The 26,519-nt window shown below is 44.0% G+C and carries 17 protein-coding genes and 1 pseudogene; 9 read left to right on the top strand and 9 right to left on the bottom strand.

Going from position 1 to position 26,519, the window contains the following annotated elements; all coding sequences use genetic code 11:
- Positions 1-49 precede the first annotated feature (49 nt).
- From ACZ449_RS27125 to ACZ449_RS27115, 3 genes are all read right to left on the bottom strand, one after another.
- Complete coding sequence (locus ACZ449_RS27125) at positions 50-811, bottom strand: DUF169 domain-containing protein (protein WP_464259117.1); 762 nt, start codon at positions 809-811, stop codon at positions 50-52.
- Between the two features lie 509 nt (positions 812-1,320).
- On the bottom strand, positions 1,321-1,617 hold the full coding sequence (locus ACZ449_RS27120; RefSeq protein ID WP_464259116.1) for a hypothetical protein: 297 nt from the start codon (positions 1,615-1,617) through the stop codon (positions 1,321-1,323).
- A gap of 1,266 nt (positions 1,618-2,883) precedes the next feature.
- Complete coding sequence (locus ACZ449_RS27115; protein WP_464259115.1) at positions 2,884-4,488, bottom strand: sigma-54 interaction domain-containing protein; 1,605 nt, start codon at positions 4,486-4,488, stop codon at positions 2,884-2,886.
- Positions 4,489-5,427: 939 nt separating this feature from the next.
- Here ACZ449_RS27115 and ACZ449_RS27110 point away from each other — a divergent pair.
- From ACZ449_RS27110 to ACZ449_RS27080, 7 genes are all read left to right on the top strand, one after another.
- Positions 5,428-7,665, top strand: coding sequence for a molybdopterin-containing oxidoreductase family protein (locus ACZ449_RS27110; RefSeq protein WP_464259114.1), 2,238 nt, complete (start codon positions 5,428-5,430; stop codon positions 7,663-7,665).
- Between the two features lie 14 nt (positions 7,666-7,679).
- Entirely contained in the window at positions 7,680-8,009 is a 330-nt protein-coding gene (locus tag ACZ449_RS27105; protein ID WP_464259113.1) for a 4Fe-4S dicluster domain-containing protein, read from the top strand.
- 129 nt (positions 8,010-8,138) lie between these two features.
- A complete protein-coding gene (locus ACZ449_RS27100; RefSeq protein ID WP_464259112.1) occupies positions 8,139-9,368 on the top strand; it encodes an MFS transporter in 1,230 nt (409 codons plus the stop codon).
- Between the two features lie 268 nt (positions 9,369-9,636).
- Positions 9,637-10,968, top strand: a complete 1,332-nt coding sequence (locus ACZ449_RS27095) for a hypothetical protein (RefSeq protein ID WP_464259111.1) — start codon at positions 9,637-9,639, stop codon at positions 10,966-10,968.
- A gap of 74 nt (positions 10,969-11,042) precedes the next feature.
- A complete protein-coding gene (locus ACZ449_RS27090) occupies positions 11,043-11,495 on the top strand; it encodes a hypothetical protein (protein ID WP_464259110.1) in 453 nt (150 codons plus the stop codon).
- Between the two features lie 507 nt (positions 11,496-12,002).
- Entirely contained in the window at positions 12,003-13,121 is a 1,119-nt protein-coding gene (locus ACZ449_RS27085) for a hypothetical protein (RefSeq protein ID WP_464259109.1), read from the top strand.
- 173 nt (positions 13,122-13,294) lie between these two features.
- The gene (locus ACZ449_RS27080) at positions 13,295-13,798 is read left to right on the top strand and encodes a transposase (RefSeq protein ID WP_464259108.1); all 504 of its coding nucleotides are present in this window, start codon (positions 13,295-13,297) and stop codon (positions 13,796-13,798) included.
- 333 nt (positions 13,799-14,131) lie between these two features.
- On the opposite strand, the gene ACZ449_RS27075 is transcribed toward ACZ449_RS27080, so the two are convergent.
- Both ACZ449_RS27075 and ACZ449_RS27070 read right to left on the bottom strand, forming a co-directional pair.
- Complete coding sequence (locus ACZ449_RS27075) at positions 14,132-15,508, bottom strand: hypothetical protein (RefSeq protein ID WP_464259107.1); 1,377 nt, start codon at positions 15,506-15,508, stop codon at positions 14,132-14,134.
- Between the two features lie 71 nt (positions 15,509-15,579).
- Entirely contained in the window at positions 15,580-17,547 is a 1,968-nt protein-coding gene (locus ACZ449_RS27070) for an FAD-dependent oxidoreductase (RefSeq protein WP_464259106.1), read from the bottom strand.
- Between the two features lie 181 nt (positions 17,548-17,728).
- Between ACZ449_RS27070 and ACZ449_RS27065 the strand changes: the two genes are divergently transcribed.
- On the top strand, positions 17,729-19,261 hold the full coding sequence (locus tag ACZ449_RS27065; protein WP_464259105.1) for a PucR family transcriptional regulator: 1,533 nt from the start codon (positions 17,729-17,731) through the stop codon (positions 19,259-19,261).
- Complete coding sequence (gene tnpB / locus ACZ449_RS27060) at positions 19,262-19,528, top strand: IS66 family insertion sequence element accessory protein TnpB (protein ID WP_464261950.1); 267 nt, start codon at positions 19,262-19,264, stop codon at positions 19,526-19,528.
- 17 nt (positions 19,529-19,545) lie between these two features.
- On the opposite strand, the pseudogene ACZ449_RS27055 reads toward tnpB, so the two are convergent.
- The 4 genes and pseudogenes from ACZ449_RS27055 to ACZ449_RS27040 form a co-directional block, all read right to left on the bottom strand.
- Positions 19,546-19,740: pseudogene (locus ACZ449_RS27055) on the bottom strand (uroporphyrinogen decarboxylase family protein); the annotation flags it as partial.
- A gap of 310 nt (positions 19,741-20,050) precedes the next feature.
- The gene (locus ACZ449_RS27050) at positions 20,051-20,257 is read right to left on the bottom strand and encodes a hypothetical protein (protein WP_464259104.1); all 207 of its coding nucleotides are present in this window, start codon (positions 20,255-20,257) and stop codon (positions 20,051-20,053) included.
- A gap of 989 nt (positions 20,258-21,246) precedes the next feature.
- Positions 21,247-23,151 carry a UvrD-helicase domain-containing protein gene (locus tag ACZ449_RS27045; RefSeq protein WP_464259103.1) on the bottom strand — a complete coding sequence of 635 codons (1,905 nt, stop codon included), beginning with the start codon at positions 23,149-23,151 and terminating at the stop codon, positions 21,247-21,249.
- A gap of 6 nt (positions 23,152-23,157) precedes the next feature.
- The gene (locus ACZ449_RS27040) at positions 23,158-25,185 is read right to left on the bottom strand and encodes an ATP-dependent nuclease (protein WP_464259102.1); all 2,028 of its coding nucleotides are present in this window, start codon (positions 25,183-25,185) and stop codon (positions 23,158-23,160) included.
- Positions 25,186-26,519 lie beyond the last annotated feature (1,334 nt).

The following is a 26,519-nucleotide window of genomic DNA, read 5'->3' as shown; positions in this document are numbered from 1 at the left end:
ACATTATACCTATAGGACAAATTGGAGAAAATGCCAAAATTCTATTCAACTATTTTTTCAAAACAAAATCCGGAGACATTTCCTGCCATTTCAACATTTTGGCAGCTAAAACTGCCTTACTTTCCTCATCCTCTTTCATAGCAATCAGTTCCCAATCCATTTCATCTAGTGCAGAAACTACTTCGAGTAGTTTCTGATATGGTATTGCAATGATATGCATACCTACCGGATAAACTTTACGACGTTTCATCCCATGATGCATTCCGGTTACACAGAAATTAACTTTCCCACTAACATAAGGATAGGCATAAGTCCATGCACAACTAAGAACATTAGAAGTTTTAGATTCCCACAAATCCCCTGAAATATAGCTCGTAGCACGCATGACTATATCTGCCTGCTCCGTATTGGCCACAACGATCACCAGATCGGGATCAAAATCACAGCTCGAAACAGGGCAAAATACTACAAAATTATGCGCACCTCGAACCAGTGTAGGAATCATATTGTACAATCTGGCATTAGCTGCCGGTGTTTTAAAAACACCGAAATCGTATCCTGCTTGCCCACTCGCTCCTAAAGAAGGCTTATCAATCATACCCAAAACCATTTTACCAAAACAATTATCATCGTCCTTAGTTATAAAAAATTTTTTACCTGTATCCTGTGCTTCACGAACAAATTGACAAAAAGGTAAACTTTTGTCTATTTGTTCTACATTTTCTGGTTGACTGTAATAGAACTTAATTGCAACAGCAGGAAATTGCAATCCCAGTTTTTCAAAAACTCCTTTTGCTACTTCGTTTAACATATCAACATCACCTCTTACTGATTTTTTTATAATCTTTATTTATTATAAACTTTTACCTATCCATTTTCATGTATATTCTACTAACTTCTTTTGAAAAGAGGGACATTATAAATATAAATTTCGCCAAAAATAAAAGGCGTACCAAAGATTATAAATCCTTGATACACCTGTTTTTTTCTGGTGACACACCGGGGAATCGAACCCCGAACCTACTGATTAAGAGTCAAAAACGAGCTCAATTTTTCATTTCCAAAACGCCACAAACCATTGATATTGCTGTATTTTCATTACAAGCCGTCACAGACTTTTTTCGCCGCATTGTTGTACGGTTGTTGTAGTACAACAACCGCCGGGTAAAAGATTTTATCGCGTTTATAGCTGCCATTCCATTATGTGGGTAGAATCTTCCCATATATAAAACACGAGTAATTTTTATCTATATACCTTTTCATCTCTTGTCCATATTTATGGCTTACTATTCATGAATATCAAACCTTACTTATGACCAATCAATCTATTAGACCTAAGGGAACTTCCCAGTTATTTTCCTGAATATTTTCAAACGTCTTTAGTTGCCTTCTTTTAAAATTCATACCGGAAGCTTGACCCAAAACCGCATTGATTTTCTCATATTTATTGCTCGCCGTTTCTTGATCCATATGTCCGAAATGTACATTTAAAGCCAGAATATCATAATAAGTTAGCATCACATTTTCACTCAACCACTTAAACTCATTGCAATTGTCCGAAATGATGATACCGATACCCAATGCCGCCGCATATCCCGCGCACTCACTCTCCGCCACATACTCTTTAATGCGTTATATATAGTTAAAGTTAATAATTCAAATAGGTATGCTTTGGCACAATAGATATAGTATGAGTATTTTCATAAAGTCGCAGAAACAAGAAATGAATAGCAAAGTAAGCGACTAAAAAGTGAATCAATCTGAAGAAAAAGAAAAGGATTAATATATTGAGTAAAAAAAGGCAAAGCAAAGCTACCTATAATAAAATGGAAATTAAAGGGTTTTAAGGATGAGTTGGTTTGTAAAATATCAAATTATGCAACTACTCCATCTGGAGTAAATATCATATCCCAAACATCAAAGCCACTTTTAGTATGAAAGTGAACCCAAGCATCCAAGTGAATGGATATGGCGCAAAATGTCCGCGACAGAACCAGTGTTTATTACTGCGGACGCGGCAACGTTCAAGCTGATAATCGACCATGAGACGTTTGTTTACTCTCTCGGATGCGGATCTACCTTTAAAATACTCTTTCCATGCACAAGAATTACGAGGAGTTTTGGTAAATAAGCGAAGATCATCTGCAGGTTTAGTATAAACCGTTCGACCATAGGGAGACGGTGAGCAATCATGAAGGCAAGAAGTTGCAGCTAAAGCACGGGCTTTTCGATTACCTGCCTTTTTGGGGCAACGCCATTTAAGGCGAGAACGCGTCTTATCATAACTGTCAAAAACCATACAGAGTCCAGCCGGGCAGCAAGGGATGCCGAATTCATTGATGGAAAGAGGTTGTGGAAGACAGCCTTTGCCTTTACAGCGATTATTTAAAGCAGTAAAAGGCTCAATATCCCAATGATGATGCAAATCATAAAAAGCATAGACAGCCTGAGCAGAATCCCATAAAGTCTTTAGAATCTTTAAATTAGGGTGAGGTCATGGAAAATAGTCAAAGCAACAACAGCTTGGACAGAGTCATGTCGACTCGCTTGACCAATCGTTAGAAATAAAGGTAGATCATATAAAGCGTGGGTGGAAGTTAATGGAAAAAGTACGACCGTAAAAATAGACTTCATTGTGACTATCCCAGCCTCATCAATGACGTTTTATTGGCACTATTGTTTTCTTACATTGCTACTGGATTTATTTCAGCAGCAATGTTTTTTCGGTATTGGAATATGTTCTGCGTTTGCTCGTTGTTACTATCTCCATAATGATTCTCCCCTGAGATCATTATCTCAGGGGAGAGATTGACGCTTACTGAAATTAAAACATTTTTCGATGCGGCCATTTTTTTTGATCAGTCAATACTTGATTTAGAGGGTTTACTGTTCTTGAATATCATTTTCGAAATCAATATCGAATTCTTTTAATCTTCGATATAGGGTAGACCTGCTTATTTCCAAAACTTCTGCAGCATGCTGAATGTTATTTTTTGTATAGAGCATTGCGTTTTTTATTGCTTCTTTCTGTATGTCTGCCATGGGTCTGGGCATGTTGTTCCTGTTGCCGAAATATAGATCATTTGTTATTTCCTCGGGAAGGTCTGAAAGCTTAATGACACCGTCTTCAGCCATGGTTACTGCGTAGGAAATGACATTTTTAAGTTGTCTCACATTTCCCGGCCAATTATACTGTCTAATTAGTCCTTTTACATAAGGGTCCATTTTGAGGCAGGGGATACCCAAGTAATGGCACTCATTTCTAATAAAATGTTTGGCAAGATTGATAATGTCATTATCTCTATCTCGTAAAGGCGGTATTAATATTTTAAATACTGCTAAACGGAAATAGAGGTCTTCACGAAATTCTTTGTTTTTAACTGATTCCAACAGGTTTTTATTCGTTGCGGCGATTACTCTGAAATTAACAGATATGGGATAATTCCCGCCCACGCGTGTGACTTGTTGATCCTCAAGTACTCTTAATAATACAGGTTGTACTTCCAATGGGATATCACCAATCTCGTCTAAAAACAATGTCCCGTTATTAGCCAATTCTAACTTTCCAATTCGGCCGCTTCGTTCAGCACCTGTGAAGCTCCCTCTTTCGTAGCCAAATAATTCACTTTCAACTAAGCTTCTTGGAATTGAAGAACAATTAATTGCAACAAAAGGGCCATCAGGACGCGACTCATGGTGAATAGCTTGAGCAAAGAGGTCTTTCCCAGTTCCGTTTTCACCGATGAGTAAAACATTGTTTCGATTACAGGCAATTTTACTGGTTATTTCTTTTGCTCTGATCATTCCGGAGCTTTCCCCAAAAATACTGTCAATCGTTCTAATTACAGGTGTTTTTAATGGGACTTTTAGAGCCGGATTTTTTGACATTGCAACATCCAGTGGATTCTTGTCCAATCTAAATTGATGATTGAGATTAATAGCTCTTAGATTATCCTCAATTCTTTTTGCTATGGTGAATTGAAGTGCAAGCAGGCATTGAATAAAATTTTTGTTGTTTTCAATCGGGTTAATGTCATGCCGCGTTGCAATGGCAAGGGCTGCAATAACTTTATCCTCGGGATCATGGATTGGCACAGAAATTGCGTGAGTTATATGCAGATTTCTGTTATAATGTTCAGTCGAAATTAGATAAGCAGGATTTCCGTATTGTAAACAGAGTGAGTGTGAAGTTGTTCCAACCGATTGCTCTGAGAGGTCTGTGCCAGGTTCACACACCTCGTAAGGTTTATAAACGTGCAATAAAATTCCCTGATGGTTTATAATAGCAATTCCATATTTACTGTCGTGCTTTAGAAATGAGAAAGCCTGATCAAGTATAGGGGCTGAAGTTTCGATGAGTAATCTGTTGTCTCTTAAAATTCTTTTATAATCAGAAGCAGCAATTTTCCTCGTTTTTACTGAAATCGCAGGAGATAATCCGTAATTTTTCGAACGAATCCAGGATTCAGCTACGATATCCCGAACCACATCTGCTCCCTGTGGATTGGCGGCACCGCTTTGGAAAAGATCAAAGAATCGGTTAACCTTATTACATTGTTCCGGAGTTGAATTTAATGAAAAAAGGTCACTTATTGAATTTATAATCTGATTGTTTTCTTGATAAATCTGTTTATTAATCTTAATTAGTTTTCACACCCCTCATAATATGTTTTGATACATATTATCAGCCGAATAAAGAAGAGTAGTATTTATAAACCTTTGATTAGAAAACTATTGATTACATATATTTTGAATCATTAAAACAGGATTGTCAACATTGCTGGTACATAAACTTCAATGGATATGTGTCAATAAAATACACTATTTATATCGATTGTTTTCAATAATAAATATACATAATTTCAAAACAATGAGCTGTAAATGAGTAATTCGACATAACCATAGCGGCCATAGTTAGTTTGCCAATTCGATAATCCGACTTGTTAATGGCTTCTCGTCAGAGAGCCGTTTTACTTTATAGCGTTGAGTTGTTTTCTGCCTCCTCATTTTGATTATGCTTTTTCGAACTCTTCATTAAAAGTCGGAGTCGCTCTCGGGGGGCAGGTCAATTTGATTTACTTTCAATAGCAAATTCAATGGATGTGCTTCAATAAGACACACAATTAAGTAGGTTATTTTCATTAACACACATATATTCAGAAATTAAGGGCTCCATGTGCTGTTGATGGCTCTTCACAGGGGTAATTCTCAACTATTAGGTGACAAAAAGTAAATTTATATTAATGCAATAATGTCTTGAAAATAAAGAATTCTCAGCTTTTATCTAATCAGAATTAATTGTCTTGGCACAAAAATTGCAATAACTGTTTATAGTCGAAGTGCACTTAGGCTTTTACCAGTGGAGGTGAATTCCATAACCGCTATTGTCATTGTTCAGTTTTCTAAAAAATCATGGGAGGTTAAAGAATGACAAGCAAAATACAGGATAATCCTGAAAATCGCAAATGGACATGGGAAGAAGACGGCTATACTGTAATTCGCAGTAATGCGCGTACCGGACCTGGCTGTCACGATAATTGTGGTATTTTAATGTATGTCAAAGACGGCATATTGGCGAAAGTGGAAGGAGACCCCGAGAATCCGTATAACCAGGGGCGTTTGTGTCCTCGCTGCCTGGCGGTTAAAGAAATGCTGTACCATCCCGACCGCTTAACCCATCCGTTAAAAAGAGTCGGAAAACGCGGGGAAAATAAATGGGAAAAAATTACCTGGGATGAGGCCTATGACTATATCGAGCAGAATTATAGAGCCGTCATCGAAAAATACGGGCCCGAATCCATTTATGTCATGCAGGGAACCGGCCGCGATATTATTGGATATGGAATTCTTCTCTCCAGAGCACTCGGGACGCCCAACTATGGCATGGGCTTCTTAAGCGGCAACTCCTGCTATGCGCCCAGGATGTTCAGCACGGCGTTAAAAGTAGGCGATTTATTTATTGCTGATTATTCCCAGTTCTTCCCTGAACGTTATGACCACCCCGATTATCAACCGCCTGAATATCTTCTGATTTGGGGTAATAATCCGGTTATTGCCAATTCCGACGGTACGTTGGGGCACTGGGTCGTGGAAGTGATGAAACGCGGGACAAAACTGATTACCATTGACCCCAAGCTGATCTGGCTGGCTTCCCGTTCGGAATACTGGCTGCAGGTCAGGCCAGGAACTGATGCGGCTCTCGCCTTGGGTATAGCCAATGTCATTTGCGCGGAAGAACTGTATGATAAAGAGTTTGTAGAAAAATGGACCTACGGCTTTGAAGAATACAGAGAACATGTTAAGCAATACACACCGGAAAAGGTAGCCGGGATTTGCGGCGTAGACGCACAAACAATCATCGATGTGGCACGCGCCCTGGGCAAAGCGAAATCAGTGGCTTTGCAGTGGGGCGTTGCCATGGACCATAATTCTGAAGGGTTAGTTACCGGTATGGCTTGTTATGATCTGATGGCGCTTACCGGCAGCTTTGAAAAACCCGGCGGGATGGTGGCTGGGCGGCCTTGTTTCGGCGTTTTGTATACCTGGATGCCGGATAACATGATTGGGGATGGCATCGGCACCAATGAAGACAAAATGATGAATAGTGATTATCCGCCCTTGCAGGCTATGGGCGCCATCAGTCCGGATATGCTCCTGAAGGCAATGGAGACCGGAGAACCTTATCCGATCAAGGCAACCTGGATCCAGGCAAATAACACGATTGCTAACATGGGAGCCGAGCCCCAGCGGATTCTTCCGGCGCTGCAAAGTATGGACTTCAATGTGGCTGTCGATATGTTTATGACGCCGACTGTTTTGGCGGCAGCGGATGTCGTCCTGCCGGCCGCCGTTTTTGCAGAACGCAAGGGACTTACAGGACACCAACCCTACTATTTGGGCGCGATCGTCAAAGCGATAGAGCCGCGGGGCGAATGCAAATCGGATCAGCAGATTATCTATGAACTGGGAAGCCGCTTTAATAAAGAGGTCACTCCGTTTAAAAATGATGATGAATTATATGCGCACATCCTGAGAAATTCTCCGTTCACTTACGAGGATATGAAGAAACGGACCTGGGCTTATCCGGAATTTTCCTATTACAGGCATGAGAAAGGCTTATTAAGAGAGGACGGACAGCCAGGATTCAAGACGCCTACCGGGAAGTACGAATTCAAGTGCGAGACGTTGACTTACTTTGGCTTGGATCCGTTGCCGGTTTACAATGAGCCGATCGAGAGCCCGGTTAGTACGCCGGACTTAGCTAAGGAATACCCGTTGGTGCTCACTACCGGAGCGCGGAGTTGGGGGTATTTCCATTCCGAGCATCGCCAGAGCCCGTCCATGAGGCGCATCCATCCGGATCCGACGGTCACCATCCATCCTGAAACCGCCGCTCAATATGGTATCCAAGAAGGCGACATGGTATTAATCGAAAATATGTTTGGTGAATGCCGGCAGAAAGCCAAATTGGACACCGGGATCCGCAAGGATACCGTAGCCGCAGACCATGGCTGGTGGTTCCCGGAGAGAGGGGCGGAAGACGGGACGTTATTCGGCGTCATGGAATCCAATATTAACCAGCTGCTGCCGATGAGGCCGGGAAAAACAGGTCTAGGTTGCTCGTATAAATCCCAATTATGCAAGATTTCCAAATTTAATCAATAGAAAGGAGTAAAAAAATGGCATATGGACTTTTGATCGACTATGAATATTGCAGCGGGTGTCATACCTGTGAAGTGGCTTGCCAACAAGAGCATGGCTTTGAAGCCACCAAATTAGGAATTGAGATCAAGACTTTGGGGCCAACGTCTTTGGGAACGGGAAAATGGCAGTATGATAACATTCCCACCCCTACGGCTTTTTGTGATCACTGTGCAGAAAGAATAACAAAAGGACAGAAACCGAGCTGTGTGAAACACTGCCAAGCAGGATGTATGGAGTTTGGCGATATTAAGGAACTGGCTGAAAAGATGACTCGGGAAAAGATGGTTTTATTTACATTAGCATAATCGATACAGACAGTCACTTGGGCTATTTTAGTCCAAGTGACTAAAAGGTAAAATTCTTATCTGAGCGTTAAGGAATGATATTTTCATACTCGACTTGATTTCTATTGAAATGAAAGGTAGGGATGTTTTATGAAAAATCAAGCATGGCTGGTAACGATCATCGTGTTTTTAGTCGGCGTACTATTTGGCTGCGGGAACTTTAAAGTGCCGCCGACGATGATTGTACTGCTGCAGGATTTGAATGCCGGGCTGGCACAGGGCGGCTGGCTGATGTCGATGGGGACTTTAGCCGGAATTATACTGGCATTACCGGCAGGGGGGATTATGATCAAGACAGGTCCTAAAAAATTAGGAATCTTTTCTTTGATCTGTTTCATCGTTGGTAATATCATAGGGGCATTAGCCTCAAGTTTCAACCTTCTACTCATAGGCAGATTAATTGAAGGAATAGGTTTCGGATTAATAGGTGTCATAGGACCTGCCATAATCGCTACCTGGTTTCCCCCGGAAAAACTCGGTTTACCCATGGGGATATGGGCCAGCTGGGCAGGTCTTGGCGCACTGCTAATCTTCAATATAACGAATGCGATTGTGCCTGCCTTTGGGTGGCGTGGCGACTGGTGGTTTTTGGCTATTGTGGGTATTATCCTGCTAATTCTGTTTGCAGTGTTTGTCAAAGTTCCGGATTCAGAGACAGAGTCAGCAAAGATAGAAAATGCTGAAAGCAAGCCATCCGTTGTTGAAGGCTTAAAATCACCCGGAGCCTGGCTCCTCGGGATTATATTTTTCTGTTTTAATGTCGGTATCGCCGCACTTAATACTTTTCTTCCAACTTTCTATGTTCAAACTTTAAACATGGATATGGCGAAAGCCAATATGATTAGTAGTTTGCCTGTTTTTGGTCTGATCGTCGGTTGTATTGTTATGGGTTTTGTGCTGAACAAAGTTCGGAACCGTTCACTGATTTTAGTAATCGCTGCGATAGTTTCGGCAATATGTTTTTATTTGAATTTTAATATAACCGCACCGAATATAATTGTGCCCTATCTGTTTATAGCAGGCTTGGTCACCTCCATGATTCCTTCTACCGTTTTTACAGTGATACCGGATACGGCTGTTTCAAAGGCTACAGTTGGTATATCCCTGGGAATTGCCATAATCGGTTCAAATCTTGGCATGTTTGTTGGACCAATTGTGCTGGCAGCAATTGTGGAAAGCAGCGGCGGGCAATGGGCATCTCTTAACATGCCTTTAGTGGTAGTCGGCATAATCGAAATTCTTGCAGCTATATTTTATACTGTCGTTATGAAGAAAAAAGCGTCCGGCGGGATGTCGATGGAGCAAACCATCAAAGCGTGACTTATTCTGCAATGATTGATAATTTGTCTACAGCTTTATCAGAATATTCTATGCAATGTCATTTCCATAGTGATTAAAAATACTAATTATTAATTGCAATTCACGTGATTAAAAAGGAGGTGATAGTATGTGTTTTCGACCACCAACGGCTGGGAAACCTATAAAATGTCCTAAATGTGGAGCTATGAATCCACCAACCAGCAAAACATGCAGACAGTGCCAAGAGCCTTTGAAAAAAGAAGAGTAAATTATTTTGGAGGGAAGTTACATGTCTAACAATAAATATGGAATCGTCACTTCACCATTCATGCCCATTGATCTTGTTAAATATGCTGTGCATGTTGGTCCTGAAGGTTGCTGGCGGCCAATTTCCGGCAATACATTCCCCATCTATCCGATTGTTTTCACAGACTGGGTAAATGAAGAATTGAGCTGGTATGATAACTGCTATATCCACGCTGGTCTCAATCCGTTTCTTTTCTTTGCTGTCCAAGGAAAAGACTTTCTCAGAATGTACTCTGATATCAGCGTGAACGCATTCCATAATTTTCCAGTCGGTAAGGCGAGACATGCCATCCTGTGCAATGAAAAAGGAAAAATCGTGATTGACGGCATAATCGTGAGAAAATCTGAAGATGAATTTATAACAATGTGCCTTCCCGACCCCAATATGTTCAACCAGATGAGCGGAAACAAATATGACTTTACCTCTGAGGACGTTAGCAGCAAGCGGTTCTTCTTCCAGCTTTGCGGACCGCGTTCGTTGGAGATTGTTGAGGCGGCCGCCCGTGAGGATTTGCATGACATTAAGTTTATGTATTCAAGAGACACCATGATTGCTGGAAAGAAGGTTTTTATCCTGAGAACAGGCATGGCCGGTACTTTGGGTTATGAGGTTCATGGAATGACAGAAGACGCAATCGATGTCTATAACGCACTGATGGAAGCTGGAAAGGCCTATGGGATTACCGAACTTGGTCGCCATGCCTATCGCAACGCTCATACTGAAGGAAGCATTCCGCAAATAGGAACTCACTTTGCGAGCACTAATCCGCCTTTCCCCGTAAAAATTACTGGCAGCCTTGATCCGAATTCGGAACTTGTCTTCCGCAGTCCAATCGACTTGGGATGGGAAAAAATGATCAGTTTCAAGCATGATTTCCCCGGAAAAACAGCTCTCAAAGCAGAAATTGAAGGGCATCACAATACCATGGTAACTCTGATTTGGGATACTGATGATGTCATGGCAGTTATACGAACTGCTTTCGAAAAGGGAAATAGCTGTGACATTATGGATATGGTCGAAGATTATGATTACGTTGAAGGCAATAACGGAATCCAAATCGACGCTGTATATGACGGGAACAAGATGATCGGTGCATCTTCTGGGCGAATGCTCTCTCCGAAAACGCGTGAGATGATTTCGCTTTGTACTCTCGACCAAGATTACGCAGTAGAAGGTAAAATTGTTGAAGTACTCTGGGGAAATCCCGGAACGAGACAGATGCGCATCAAGGCGAGGGTCGCGCTGTTCCCCTACATCAAGGAATGCAGAAACGACAGTTTTGATGTCGAGAACATTCCGCACTCCACTTTTTAACATTAACGTTCATTGATAAACTAAGCATTGAATTTGCCATCGAACTCAACAAAATTGATACCCGGATCAAAGAATTGAAAAAAGACCAAAGTCGTCTGAAAATTGACGGTTTTGCGCAGTACAGCTATGAATATATCAAGAATCCGCGTCTAATCGCTGAAGACGTTGGTGCCGTACCGCCATCGGCGGCCGGCAGGGGGACCGACAAATCGACCAGCCGGACCATGTTTTGGCTAAATGTCAACAACAAGTTTGACGGTAACACCTACTTCAACGGGGTCTTGGCTTCCAAGACGCTGGGCGGTCGGACTATCACCACCGCCCTTGAAGTCTGGGAAGCTAACTTTAATAAGAAAATCGGCAAAGATGTCGAGATGGGACTCGGCCGGTTCTTTGTCAGCACCGGCGTCGGAACCGTTGGCGGCTCGCCCTTCATGGACGGCACCAAACTCTCCTTCGGCCGCGACGTCAAAGTCAATGTCTATGCCACCCAATTCGGCAATAAATACCAGCCGACTCCAGCGTAGTTGTCGGCTTAAAAATGATAGGACGTAATTTTCAGCAAGCCATGCATTGTTTAAAATGCCAAGCAAAACTAGACCAATGGGTATGTCTGCCTTGTTAGCAATTTAACAAAGAAAATCGGGAGTAACATGGCATAAAAAACAGCTCATACATTGAAATGTGGCTTCTCGGGAAAAACAAGATCAAAAAGAATGTAATATGGAATCAATAAATTTCAGCATAGTGTATGGTCAATCGGGGAGAGATATGGTAGATTAATTATTGTAACTCTTTCGCGATTGGATCTCCTTTCTTGGTGTGGAAACCTTAGGATATCACATTATCGCTGAAAGGGTTACTTTTTTTGAAAACTTTTCACTGACCAGTAATAAGTGATTTCTGGTCAAATAGATTTGGACAAACCTTTGCCGAAGAAGAAATGATCGTAATGAGAGATGCAGGATAAATTGATTTAGGGCTCTATGGATGCTAATTTCAGAAAATTTAAAAAAGTTAAGGAGGGAAATTACATGAAAAAATCTATGATTATTGCGGCATTTATGGTAACTTTTATGATCGGTGTTACGACTAACGCTTTCGCTGGCCCTTTTGCAAATGTTCCGGCTAATAACTGGGCATATGACTCAGTAAACCAGTTGGCTAATGCCGGTCTTATTGACGATTATTCTGATCGTGGTGGCAAGACGATAACTCGTTACGAAATGGCTATTCTTGTTGGTAAGGCTTTGGAACATGAAGATAAAGCGAATGCAGCAAACAAAGCATTGCTTAACAAGTTGACTACGGAATATGCACAAGAACTCAAGGCTCTTGGTGTTTGTGTGCCAACGCAAACTAAAAAAACTAAAGAAAAAAATGACGACAGAATAAAAATCAGCGGTATGGAACGAATTCTGATTCGGTCTGTTCATGATAGTGCCACTCCAAACAATACTTTTGCAGATAAAACCACCTACGGTAATAACCTGATTTTACTTGAACTTAACATGAAGATAGATGACACTAACTCAGTCTTTGCCCGACTTGGTGAACTCAGCTTCTTTGGAGCTAAAGCCAGTAATAACAATAAATATAGTAATGGTGATAATGGTAGCTCTACTGCCAATATTGACCAATTTGGAGTTAAGGTGAAAGCTGGTGCTTGGGATCTATCTCTTGGTAGACAAGCTGTAAAGCTTGGGCAAGGATCTATTATTAATACTGGTTATGATTTCGGTTATAACCCATATTTTGAAGGGCTGGTTGCTAGCACTACGTTTGACAATGTCACTGTGCATGCTATTGGTGGTCATACTAATCCTAATGCCACTACTAACTACCTTACCTCTTATGCCTACGAGGGGGCTAATTGGTTGGGTGCAGACGCTTCCTTTAAGGTAGATAAAAATATTAGATTAGGCGTTGCATATAGTCATGAAAAATATCTTGATAACTACCTACCATCAAGTGATTGTGTCGCACTCAATGCCAGCATCAACTTTGGCGGCGGTCCATTTACATTGATCGCTGAAACAGTTAAATCAAGTGCTTCTACCCTAAATAAAGCTTGGCAATTGACAGGAGTCTACCATAAGGATAAAGATACCTTCACCCTGAGGGCATGTTCATACCCAAAAGAACGCTATTGATCAATTTACGAATATTCAACAGGGGGGTTATCAAATCGCGTTCGGAGCAAGCCTGCATAATGAATCAGAATGGAACTCCAACGTATTAATGTGGTTGCATGATATAACACCATCTATCCAATCCATAGTTTTGGTAGAATCGTTTGATGTTAAAGGAGCTTCTGGACATAACAATGAAGGGATCGCAGGATTCCAATACAAATTCTAAGTTGGATTTAGAATTTGATATTGAAAACAGGCAAATCATACTCGCCTGCCCAGAGGGGCAAAAACCATGCCGAACCGCATTTAATGAACAAGACCAAACATTAAGTGCCCATTTTGATGTAGAAGTATGTAAACAGTGTCCTCGCCAGGAACAATGTCCGGCTAAACCGCAAAAGAAAACAGCCGTGGTAAGAGTCAATCAAAAACGATTGTTAAGTGATGAAACACGGCAAAAACTAGCAAATGGTGGTCAACAAGCGGCGACCAGTCAGCGTGCTGCTATTGAGGGAACCAATTCTGCCCTGAAACGCAGCCAAGGTATGGGCAAGTTGCGAATTCGTGGGATGAACAAGTCAAGAGTAGTTGTCGGCTTAAAAATGATAGGACGTAATTTCCAGCAAGCCATGCATTGTTTAAAACGCCAAGCAAAGAAAGCAGCTGAAGCATTGTTGCAGCTACTGCTGCAGTAACGGCAAAACTAGACCAAGGGGTATGTCTGCCTTGTTAGCAATTTAACAAAGAAAATCGGGAGTAACATGGCATAAAAAACAGCTCATAATATCCTGTATATGGAAAAATACGACTTTGTGGTCTAACGATAAGTTTGATAGCACAAAGATGGTTATCGCATTAAAGTTTTGGCAGTAGAATCATAGTTAAATATTCATATGAACAACGTATGGAAGCAGTACTAAAGGTAACTAAAAAACACATGAAAACTATTCGTCATAAAAGCTCCATCAAATATAACAAGAACCGTCTGTGCAAAATCATGCCGCAGGCGGTTCTTGCAAATATTGCGCTTACTTTTGGGGCTGGGCCTTGGGCAGCATTGCCACATCCGTGCTTTCGTTGCGCAGGATGTTGTTGTACGGGAAACGTGCGACTTTGGCTCGGATATTCTTCTGACGGGTGCCGGGCTCTCCCCAGACGACCGTGACTACAGTGCCGAACTCTGTATATGCAGTATCAAGACAGCAAATCGAAATCATGCGGTGGAAGTAGGCGGAATTCTGGCGGCCGAAGGTTGTACCGATCATTTCGCCTTTTCCATTGATTACCTTGTGATGGGTAAAACAGAAGCTAAAGTCAGGCCAAAAGTTCAGATCAGTAGGGTCTTCAATGTATTTATAAGGTTCTTCATCGCGGAACTGGGAAGCGTATACGTCAGCTATGTCCTCGGCATTCCATTCGAGAGTAACCATTCCGCGTTTATCCTCCGCAGCGATTTTCTCCAGTGCCGCTCTGCCGACAAAGTCATGGTCAAACTTGATCATTTTTCCCCAGCCAAATTCAAAGGGATCGTGATAGAAATGATTGATATCGTCGGCTGCGCTGCCGCGAAGCTGCAGCGTCACTTTGCCGAACAATGCCCAGAATTCCATCCCGGGAGTGCTCTCTATATAGTTCATGATATCCTTGTCTCTCGGTTCCATGAAGTGAACCCCATACTGCGGGAATCCGTTTTCAGCATGATTCATCGGATAACAGTGAGAGCCCAAACGGCGGATTCCAAACGGCAAACCGGCCTCATAAATTGCATTGTAGACAGCATGGGCATCCTCAATTACGCCATGCACTTCATAGGCAAGGGTTCCTGCCATGCCGATACGGCAGATGCGTACAGGCTTGCCGGCAATGGTTGCTTCCATGGACCGGAGGAACTTAAGCTCTCTCAGACTTTGACCGCAGGCAGCTTCTACGACATCAATCGAAACAGGACCACCGATCTGGAATATAAAAACCTTTCCGGTAAGTAATTCCTGTTCGACGTTGTATTTTCCATATTTTCCCGTGTCAAGCGCATAATTCAGAACCGGAACCATCCAATAGGTGATGACTTCATCTTCGCCGGTGCGCATCAGAACGCCATCTTGAATAATCTTGCCTTGTTCATCGCAACAGACGCCGTGTTTAATCATACCGATCGGAAATTTGTTAAAATTGGTGACGCAGACCTTGGAAAGAAACTCGATGACGTCCGGGCCTTTGAGCTTCAACGTATCTGTCGGGTTTAACCCGGCATGGAGATAGCAGGTTTTTTTCCAAGAAACCGTTTCATCACGCCAGTTGGTAAACTCATAGGGTGAAATACCGATAAAAGCGGGTGCATAGAGAGAGGCAAAGTCGGGAATAGGTGCAAAAGGGGTGTGGTTCAGGGTTTGGAGTTCTTTGTTCATAAAAGTTTTCCTCCTAAATTTTTATTTTTATTTTAATTTGATTGGGACACCATTCAGATCAACAGAGCCGTTTAAATAATATCCATGGCCGCATAGTAGCCGCCATGCACAGCGTCTTTTACCCGGGAAGGCTTCTGGCAGTCGCCGATGGCGATAAAACGCTTAACGCATAAAGGCTTTTGCAGTTCTATAACCAAATCCTGCTTGGGTCTCATCCCAATTGCGGTGACTACACAGGTGGCGGTCAACAGTTCTTCCTTACCTTGACGTATAATCCTAACACCCTGAGATGTGATCTCCTCGCAACGAGCAGATGTGAGAATGTTATATTGATCACCGAATTCACGGAGGGCTTCCTGCATGGAACTCAGATGGAAAACATTAGCATCGGACGCGTAATCCTCCTGCATTTCCACCACCGTCACATTCTTGCCTTGTGCGGCCAAGAAGAGGCCCACCTCGCAGCCCACCAGACCGCCGCCGATTACCACAACCTCGTTCCCTTTTATGAGGGAGGGATCATTGTACGCGTCTACTGCCTGGACACAGGGAAGGCAGTCCATCCCCTTGAACCCGGGCACGATAGGCTCAGCCCCTACGGCGCAGATAACCGCATAAGGATGTTCCTTCTCAATGTACACGGGAGTGACCTCGGTATTTAGGCGGACATCAATAGCGTGCTTAGCCACCTGCCTCTTGAGGTAGTCGGTGTAACCCGCCAAGTCAGATTTGTGGTCATCTTTGAATGAGAAATTAAGCATACCGCCCAGTTCGTCGGTTTTCTCCGCCAGTATAACCTGGTGTCCGCGCTCCGCCGCGGTAATAGCCGCCTGCATACCGCCGGGCCCCCCGCCGATCACCAGCACTTTGCGCTTGGTTTGAACTCCGGGTGTGCGTAAAGTCCACATCTCTGCACCAGCGGTTGGGTTGACATCGCAATTGTTCAAGCCGACGTACTTGCGGCCTAGACAATTGTTGCACCGGATACAGGGGCGCGAGTCATCACGGCGGTCGTCCTCAACTTTGTGTATCCACTCAGGGTCCGCGAGGAAGCCGCGGCCAACACCGATAAAGTCAGCCTTACCCTCCTGCAGGATTTGCTCCATGATAACGGGATCCATGTGGGCACCAACGGTAGCGACGGCAACCTTGACCTTCTTTTTTATCGCTGCGGCATGACGGGTATGGATGTCTTTCGGCTGATAAGTGCCGGCGATCATGTACTCCCGAGTAGCGCTGTAAGAACCTCCCGATACGTGGATGATATCCACATAGTCCTGAATCATGGTGGCAAACTCCACTGCCTCTTCAAGCACAATGCCGCCTTTCAGGTGTTCGTCCGCGCTCATACGGTATTCCACCACAAAGTCAGGTCCCACCTTATCCCGTATGGCCTTACAGACCATCAGGGGAAAGCGTGCGCGGTTTTCCACACTGCCGCCGTATTTGTCTTTCCGCCAGTTGGTGGCGCCGGACTGGAACTGACCCAGCAGCCAGCCGTGAGCCCCGTGAATCATCACCATACCAAATCCGTAGGCCTTGGCTGCTGCCGCCGCTGCAGCAAAATCCTCAGCGATCATGTGCATCGCATCCTCGTCCATGGCCCGGATATGCACCCCGTCGGGCCGAGTCCATTCATTAGGTCCCCATGGATCCTGCCCGCCAATGAATAAGGGCCAGGTCATATCTCCCGCATGACCGAGCTGGATAGAGGGAACCGACCCATGTCGCCAGAGAGCCTCGGCAATCTTGGTAAGCTGTTGACCTGGGTGACCTGGGGTGTCCGGTGCGCCAATGATATAATGCCCAACGCCCCGGGGGGCGCCGTTGGTACGACTAATGGCGGTTTCGGAAAGAGTGACGGAAGCGGCCCCGCCCCTGGCCTTATCCTCGTAATGAAACAGAGTGTTGTCATTGGGTTCTCCGGTAAACGCATCCGCCCAGGCTAAACCGGTGGGAGTGGCCATAATCCGGTTTCGGAACACTGTGTTTTTAATGCGGATAGGACTGAACAGCATGGGATATTTTGCAGTTGACATTTCGGATACTCCTTTCTTAAAACGATATAATGCCCATATTTGTTTGTAGCAATTGACTAAAAATTCATTTTACAGCTTCACTATATCACAATTGCTGTCCAGTGTAATCGGTGATATAATCACGATATAGATGTAATTTTTCGGCGATAATAACGAACCTTTTTTTGTCGGGAGATATAGCATGAAATTGAATATACACATCCTTTTTGATGAATTAAAAGACTTTTCCCCACAGATTGCCACGTTCAGAGATATTGATCTTATACTGCGTCAAATACGTCTTCCTGAGTTTCCAGACGGCAATCTGCAGCAGGATTGCATTTATCTATTGGAAGCTTCGGTTGTTGAGGAGCATGCACAATTATTACATGGCATCGACCTCATTTCCATTGGCTCCATCGATTCGCAAAACGCAAAGTTTTCAAATCTTTCGGTGATTTCGCTGCCAGAAGATTGCAATAAGGCTACCATTTTCAATAAGATTCAGGATATTTTTGAAAAATACGAACAATGGGACTACGGCTTGATGCGGAGTATTGCTGCCCATGAATCACTGCAAGCCATTTCTGACCAAGCAGCCTCCATTCTCGACAATCCTTTTGCTCTTTTAGACATCACCTTGAAAAGAATCCTTAAAGGCGGCCCGTTATCGGAGGACTATAAAGGGAGCGTATGGGAAGTGGTGATGGAACAAGAATATACCCCCAGTGAAACATTTTCACTTTCCACTGATAACCTGTACTTTTTCCTTCCCTATAATTGTAAACCCTATTTTGTCCATGGCGCGCCCTATAAATATTCCCACCTCATTTCTAATTTGTATCTTGATGGTAAGCTTTTCGCCTTTCTCGCTACTACCGATATCAATGCTCCCCTTACCCAAGGACAAGTATCCTTGAACCAGCATATACGTGACGTGTTGGAACTGGCTATAGCTTCCAGCATTGAATTTAAAGGTTCGACGGAGATTGTTACTTATTATCTGGAAAAGCTGATCAAAGGCTTTCCGGTAGACGACAAAATTATCAGTTATCACCTGACTGAGCGTGGCTGGAGTATCTGCGACAATTTCTGCGTTTACACTATTGCTAACCCTGATGGAAAGGAGCTTAGCGACAGTCAGGCGGCTTTTTGCATCTTCCGCATCAAAAAGCTTCAGGAAGATGTGATCCTCTTTTCTTATGAAAATTCCATCATCGTCATAACAAGGCAATCAAAAAGCGAAGCGAATAAAGAGTATCAAAAAGGTCTGACCGACCTGCTGCCCAAGCTTGGACTTCATTGTGGATGCAGCCACATTTTCGACCGTTTCAGTGATCTGAAATATTATTATATTCAAAGCAAAGCAGCACTCTATGAAGGAGAAAAGATCAAACCGGAGAACATCCTTTGGAATTTCGGCGATTACTATTTTCCACATATGGTCAGATTGCTGAACAATTCGACCAGTCTGAAAAGCATGTGCCATCCCAATATCCTGCGCCTTCGCGAGCATGATAACACTTATGGCACCGACTTCGTCCAATGCCTGCGAATCTATTTATTCAATGGATGCAATATCGCGCAAACAGGAAAAGAGCTTTTTATGCACCGCAACACACTCACATACAGGCTGGAGAAAATTGCAGAAATCATAGAAATGGATGTCCATCAATTAAGTGAAAACGACAGAATGCAGCTTTGGTTTTCCTGCCGGATATGCTGCTATCTGTAAATTAGCAATAGAAAAGCGCTGTTTGTGTTTTGTAACAAGCAGCGCAACCGAATTAAGATTCTAACATGGGAAGACAATGGGTTTTGGCTACACCTAAAACGTCTGGAGCGCAGGCATTTCAAATTTATGTTTAGGCAGATCCAAAAACAGGATGCTATACAGATTGAAAAACTGCTTCCGTGGGCTTTTTCTATGTCTGCCATGGGTCTGGGCTTGCTGTTCCTGTTGCCGAAATACAGATCATTTGTTATTTCCTCGGGAAGGTGAAAGTTTAAAAAATATCCCTAACTATCAAGAGCTGCGGAAATCATAGCTTTAACATTTTCTATTTTGGCGTTATAAGGAATATCGCAGCCCTGGCCTAAAATAAAACCACTTGGTCCAATCTCATTAATTAGTTTACGTGAATACTTATATACCTCTTCCGGCGTGCCGATTGCCAATAGAGCAGGAGGAACATCACCGTTGATACACATATGATCACCTAATACTTCAAAGAATTCTCTGGTAAATTTTTATTTTGGTAAACCAGAGCGTACTAAGAATGTTGGGGTCAAGGCAGATTATCTGGAGTCCATCCGCTTGAAGCTCTACAGCAGAATCAATGATAGTTTTGTTACATAACGCAAAATCTTTTACATAATCACTTAGTTTGACCCCCATATGCGCAGGCGCAAACATGTCATTCGAGATTACTACAGGTATTCGGTCAGGCGTTCCCAAAGCCACCGCCGTCTGTATCGAAAGATGAAATAAGTCCAACTTCTTACTAAAAAAAAGCCCCCGGAATCACCGGCAGCCTCCCTGCAAAAACTGGATGATTGCCCCAAAGGCCATCAAGCCACCCAGTAGCGCCACTAGCCAAAAGGCCGATATCAGCAAGCTATGGTCGGCACAATACCGGATACTCGGCCGGTCATCCCGGTCCAGCGCGTTCCAGTAACATACCCACAGTGCGATTTCTACCCGCCACCACCGAACCAAGCTGTCCCACATATCCCGCACCTCCCGTTATCGTCAGCGGCTCCCCGCCGCCGTCACCCTCAACAAGAGCGCGGGCACAAAGTTTTCTTATTATATATAAGACATTGGCGCGGCACACCGTGTCACCCGCAGGGGCGCAGCAGAGCGGAGCAGGCACCGCCTTGACCGGTGTGATACAATAATTTGACCGGCGGCGGGGCGATATTGCCACACAGTGATGAACTCAGAGCGAACCATTCCCTATCCCAGCTTCTTTATCGCCGCAAAAAAAGGGTCGAAGCCCTAATCCGGGATGAAACCGTAGCAGGTTACCCGCGCCTGATAGTATCTCAATACATCCCGCGTTAGCTGAACCCGTATCCATTCGGAGCCGTCTGGTCTGGTCACAAGCCGACCACACAACTCCCTGCTCCTCCGTAGCCTCTTCTGCAGCTGCTCGAGTGTCAGCATGGTTACCGCCTCCTGCTTGTTAGTCAGCGGCTCCCCGCCGCCGTCACCTTCAAACAGAGCGCGGGCAGAAAGCTTTCTTATTATATATAAGACATTGGCGCGGCACACTGTGTCACCCGCAGGGGCGCAGCGCAGTGGAGCAGGCATCGCCTTGACCGGTGTGATACAATAGCCAGACCGGCGGCGAGGTGGCGTATTTGCCGCGCAGTTCGCGGCTCCCTTGCTGCCGCAGGCTCGTTGCACGGGACGCGGCGGCGCGGGTTTGGCCGCCGTGGCCGGTGCATGCCCCCTAACTGATAACTATAGCAACCCGATAGGCTTACGATGTGCGGCCACACGGTTTTGGTGGGGCTGCTCATGGTAGGCCGTCTAATCAATTTCTGAACCTGATCTTCACCGGTTCAGAAATAAATTTCCAATAAAAAATAGATCCGTATCGCACAAATGATACGGATCTAACCTCGCCAACCTATTTTTTTCGATTAGATGTTATTACATAAGTATTCCAGTAACCTCAAACAGGCAGCTTTTATCCAATATAATACAGCAATTTAATTACATTCACTATGATCGATTACGCCAACCCCAGCATCTGTTAATATTTCATATAGTGTTCCTATGTTTTGACGCCCCTGACGACTATTCCCTCGTTGTGTCCTTCTAAGATCACAAAACGTAAAATATATTCTCCGTTTCGCTCTTGATAAAGCAACAAAGAATGCACATGTATCTTCATGAGGTTGATTACGGAAATTCCAGAAAGCGCCATCCTCCAGGCCAATGAATATGACTACGTCATATTCAAGTCCTTTGCTTTTATGGATTGTCATAATTGGAATGGTATTTTTCCCAACAAAATTATCTAATGAATTCGACCAGTTCCCCGAAATTTTATAATCAGTTGCGAGAATTCTAGATGCTGCATCCAGAAGACTTGTGAACCAGCTAGCTCTTTTATATTGCGGGAATTGATTTTTAAATGAACTCTCGTCAATAAAGTAAACTATTTGACTTAAGGTGTACCGTATGATCTCAGGGGAGCAGTTAGTGATAGTGATAGTATTCAGCTCACCTTTTAATTTTTGAATAAATTCCGCTAATTGGCGTTCAATTTGAATACTTTTTTCCGGCCTATCCTCATTATGGCAGCCACGTAGGTCTATTAATAGATCAACAGTTGCCTGCCAGTCCTCAGGTACTCGGTCATTGGTTGCCAGCCTTAAAAACCGCAAAATTACCTGAATTAATGGCTCTGTTAATAAGTCCTGCATTTCAGATTCTACACGCGCTTTTTGGCCAATAAGGCCTAATTGGATAATTAATTCTCGTGCATAAATATCTACCTGCTGTTTAGCCAAAATTACTATTTTTCTTGGGTCAAGTTTGTCACGACCTATCCATTCATTAATTTGCTTAGCTATCATTTCTGCTTCTTGCGTATAGCTATCAAATAGATGAATTTCACATAAACCTTCATTCCCTTCCCAGTTTTCTGCAGGTACTGCCTGAACTGCTGCAGGGTCAAGCTGTACGGAAAGAGCTGCTTGTATATTTACTAACATCGGGGCCGACCTATGATTTTGTGCTAAATCAAGCCTTTGGGCTTGAAAGTCCGTACAATAGATTGTAAATATATTGGGTACAGCACCTGCCCAACCCATAATTCTTTGTTTGGTATCACCAACCGCAGTAAAAATAGCCCGGGAATTATGCAATGCACTTTTTAATAGGTCATATTGGAGATAAGTAGTATCCTGAAATTCATCAAGAAATACATGACTATATGTTGTTTGCAGTGCTTTAACAAGCAAGGGATTTTGACAAAGTAGATATTCTGCTAAGCGGCTGATCATCTGAAAAGTCAATTGTGATGTGTTTGGACTATGGAGCCATTTTTTCCAGATCTCGCTTACTGCCCATTCCTCTAACGTATTATTATGGTTTAGTGGTAACCTCCTACCGCAAAAATTGGACAATATTCTACGGGCATTTATCTCATAAATGGTATGTCCAAACCATTCTGTTGGTAAAGTTAATTCATGGATTAGTTCCTGTACCTGATCAGGCCCGGGAAAAATAATTTCATAATTTCTTGAAGGCTTATATTCTGCAGGCAATGCATTCATGAACTTGTCTAAGAGTGACTTTGCAAAAGCATCAAAGGTATAAGAGTCAAAACGCTGAGCCAGAACCTTGCCACACCGCTTTTCAACGCGTTCTGCCAGATTGGTTGAGGCGTCTTTTTTAAAACTTATGGCAAGGATTCGCTTGGGTGATTGGCAACTTCCCGTTTGAAGTAAGAAGCATGCTCGTTGGGCAAGTAACTCAGTCTTTCCCGCCCCGGGCCCCGCGACTACCACCGCATTAAAATTGCTACGGACGGCGATGTCAGCAGTAGGTTCAAGTATAATTTCAGAAGAGGGCACCCACTTTTCCGGACTAATCGGCATCACCATCTTGTTCTAATGCCTCCTAAGCTTAGTCACAACTGCGTTCATTAATGACATAATTGGCTCCGGCAAGTTGCCTAATAAAGTTTGACTGTCCAGTTCCTTCAAAGCAAGCAAATGTGTCACTGGTTTCCCCCGGCCAAGAAATAGATAGCTGTACCAAATAAATAATTCCCTATCTGACGCACTGTAAGTGCTACCATTACCGCCTGCATCCTTTAGAGTAACTGCAGTCGCTGCAGTTACTCGCTGTTGAAATGCACCTGCATCTGCCCGCTCTGGTATCCTTAGACCAGTACCTTCTGTTGCTCGCTGATAAATCTCTGGAAATGCCTTCAACATCATAAAATCAATATCTAATGGCGCTGAAAAAGCCACCCCATACTTCCGCAGCCAAATGATCCATTTATCCATAACATCTATATCCTCTGGCCGCATTGACCATGTATGCATTTGTTCCAGTTGTTCTTCAGAAATTTCTATTCGTCTTCCGTCTGATAACTCAATATTAAAAAGCTCAGCCTTAGGAATACCAATAGCAATAAGCTGTTTAATTACATACTTAATCCGCCCCCATCCGCCACCGTCTCTTTCCCTATCCAAGTCGAGAATTGTGTAATACGGGATATCAAGCTGACTTAAAAGACGCCAGAAATGGTTTACATGCCGCCCTCCCAGAGGTACTATCGAAATAAAGCTACGATCAATAGGAACATTCATAGCCTGGAGAGTTTTTGCCAAAATTAATTCTTCGCTGTCCCCTTCCCCTAAAATTACGAGTTTAGCAAAATACAACTCCGGATAGGCTTTAACTGCTTCTTTAATATACTTAAATGCCTCAGAAGTAGAAGGTGGTAATTCAATAGACTTAATACATGTTCGCAATTCTGGGGTCAGCATTCTAAAATAGAGGATGTTCTCAGGCTCCACTCTTTGTAAAACTGCCGGAGTATGTGACGAGATAATCACTTGGGCATTAGGCTGATTTGAAACATTTTGCAGCAGACTAATCACCCGTCCGAGAAGATGAGGCGACAGATGGTTTTCAGGCTCCTCAAGAGCCATAATCGTTAAAGCAGGTATAGACGAACAATCAATTTCAATCCCTGCTTCCGCTGTCATCGTTGCATAATCAGCTTCCAGTTTCAGCATGGCTGATACCAGTGCAATATAAAACAGTGAGCGAAGCCCATCCCCGAGTTGCTCCACCGTATAACTTCTTTCCTCAGGTGTAGGCCTAAAATAAACTTCTACCCGCTTTAAGACTTTATCCAACTCCGTTGCCGAAAATCCAAGCCCTGTATCAGAATACTTGATATCATCGTGAAAGTCTTTCCACTGATTTTTTATAAATGTTTCAACGGTTTGGACCCCAGGTTCATTAATAAAAAGTGAATTAACTTCTTCGCCTTTTGCTTTTAAGTTGTCAGTAAGCCCCGGAGTCCATTTTACTGCTTTAAAAAACCGGTATAAAATTGTACCGGCATCGTTTTTTAACTGGGTCCGAGGATCACGCATAGCAGGAACGTAAAAGGCTTGAATTAAGGAGCGCTGATGTGACTTTACTGGTATCATAGACTGTTCAGTAATGACTTCACTTTCAGCAACAGTAATAAACTCAAGTCTCGTATCAATATCGCCGTCAGGCGTACTTCCCCGTTGCCATGTTGCCGATAACCTAACTCTGACATACGGTTTTTCCCCTTGCCCATTTACAACCATTTGATGGAATAGTTCCGGTATACATCCCGCTTCTGCATTACCAGTAGCTTGTAATTCCTCAAATTCTATGACGGCTTCAATATAGAGACTAGAATCATTAATTTCTTCCGGATTTAGGCCCGGCGGAACATGAAAATCCGCACGTGCTAGTTCACGGTCCTTGGAATAAACGCCGAAAAGTTTTATTAACGCCTGCATAGCTGTTGTTTTTCCTGTACTATTACTACCAATAAAGACAGACATATCCTTAAGCGTAATAACTGTTTCAACCGGCCCAAAGGACCGGAAGTTAAACACCTTGAGTTTTGTAATTTGCATTATACTCTCCCCCTAATTGCCTCTTTTCCGTTGACTTATACACTATCCCATCTTGTAGCAAAAGATAACACTAAAAATAGTTTTATCTCCATATTACTTACTTTTTTAGTAAGTAATGGATACTTTCTCGGTTTGTAATACTATGTCCTGCCACTTTTACATTTCAATCAAACACTACCGCGTAGCGGACCGGAAAAAAGTTATGCTGCCTTCTTAATTGAAGACAGCATTTTTATTATCTTCCAACCGCGCAGTTCGCGGCTCCCTTGCTGCCGGCAGGCCCGTCCGCACGGGCCGCGGCGGAGCGGGTTTGGCCGCCGTGGCCCGTGCGCTCCCTACCCGATAACGAATAGCAACCCGGCAGGCTTACGATGCGCGGCCACACGGTTTTGGTGGCTGCTCATGGTAAGCCGTTTCATTGGCAGCCAATATGGTAGCGCCGACTTCCCCCTCCCGTTTATTCGTCGGGAGGGGGATTAAGGGGGTGGGTCCTTTAAAGCGGAGCCAGGCCGTCTGCTGCCGCCGCCGTCTGATTGCCGCCAAGCTGAGTGGAGACCCTGCCGTGGCCGCGTACCCCCCAATTTGTTCGGCCGCACCTTAGCGGGGGGTTTGGGGGGTAGTCCTTCCCGTAAGGGCGCCCGGAGTCCTCCCTTCCCCCCGAATTTAATTGCGGCCCACCGCTTAACGGCAGCGCCAATTAGGTGGGATGGGGGGCTTGGGGGGAAGGGAGGACGGAGAGTGGATACGCGCTTTTGGTGTCCACGGGGCGGGACGGGCGCGGCCACGGCAGGGCTGGAACGACTGTTAACGTTTGGCTTAGGCGAGTGGCGGCAGGTGGCCTGGTGGAGCGCTTGGTTTCGTGCTTTGTTTTCGTTCCCGGCGATCGGCAGGACGCCCGGTGGGGTCGGTCGGTGGTTTTTCGGCCGGACTTGCCGGAGTGTCTTGCCGAGGCCCCGCGCAGTGTGCGGGGCCAGCCGACATAGCCCAGTCACCCCCGGCAGGCCGGTAGGCGAGTGATAAGGAGCCTTCGGGCCTGCTCCCCTGCCAAACTGACGAATGGCCTCCCGGCAGGATACGGCTCTAAGCGCAGCGGTGGCCGGGCGGGCGCGGATGAGGAGAGTGGAGCAACGCGGAACGCCGCAAGGAGCGGACGTCCGGCCATAGAGCGGTATCCGTTGTATTGGCACTGAGCGGAGCAGCCTGCAGGAATGCGGAGCGGGCCTTCCTTTGCTATTACACAGAACGAGCTTCAAATTTATCTACATATGGCAAATTAATCCTTGACAGTTTTCTTGTCCGGATTTATTATTTAAACATGTTTAAATAATCGAGGT

This window comes from Desulfosporomusa polytropa (assembly GCF_055380075.1).
Note: the sequence above shows the minus strand (reverse complement) of the source record. Positions and strands in the feature narration are given on the sequence as shown.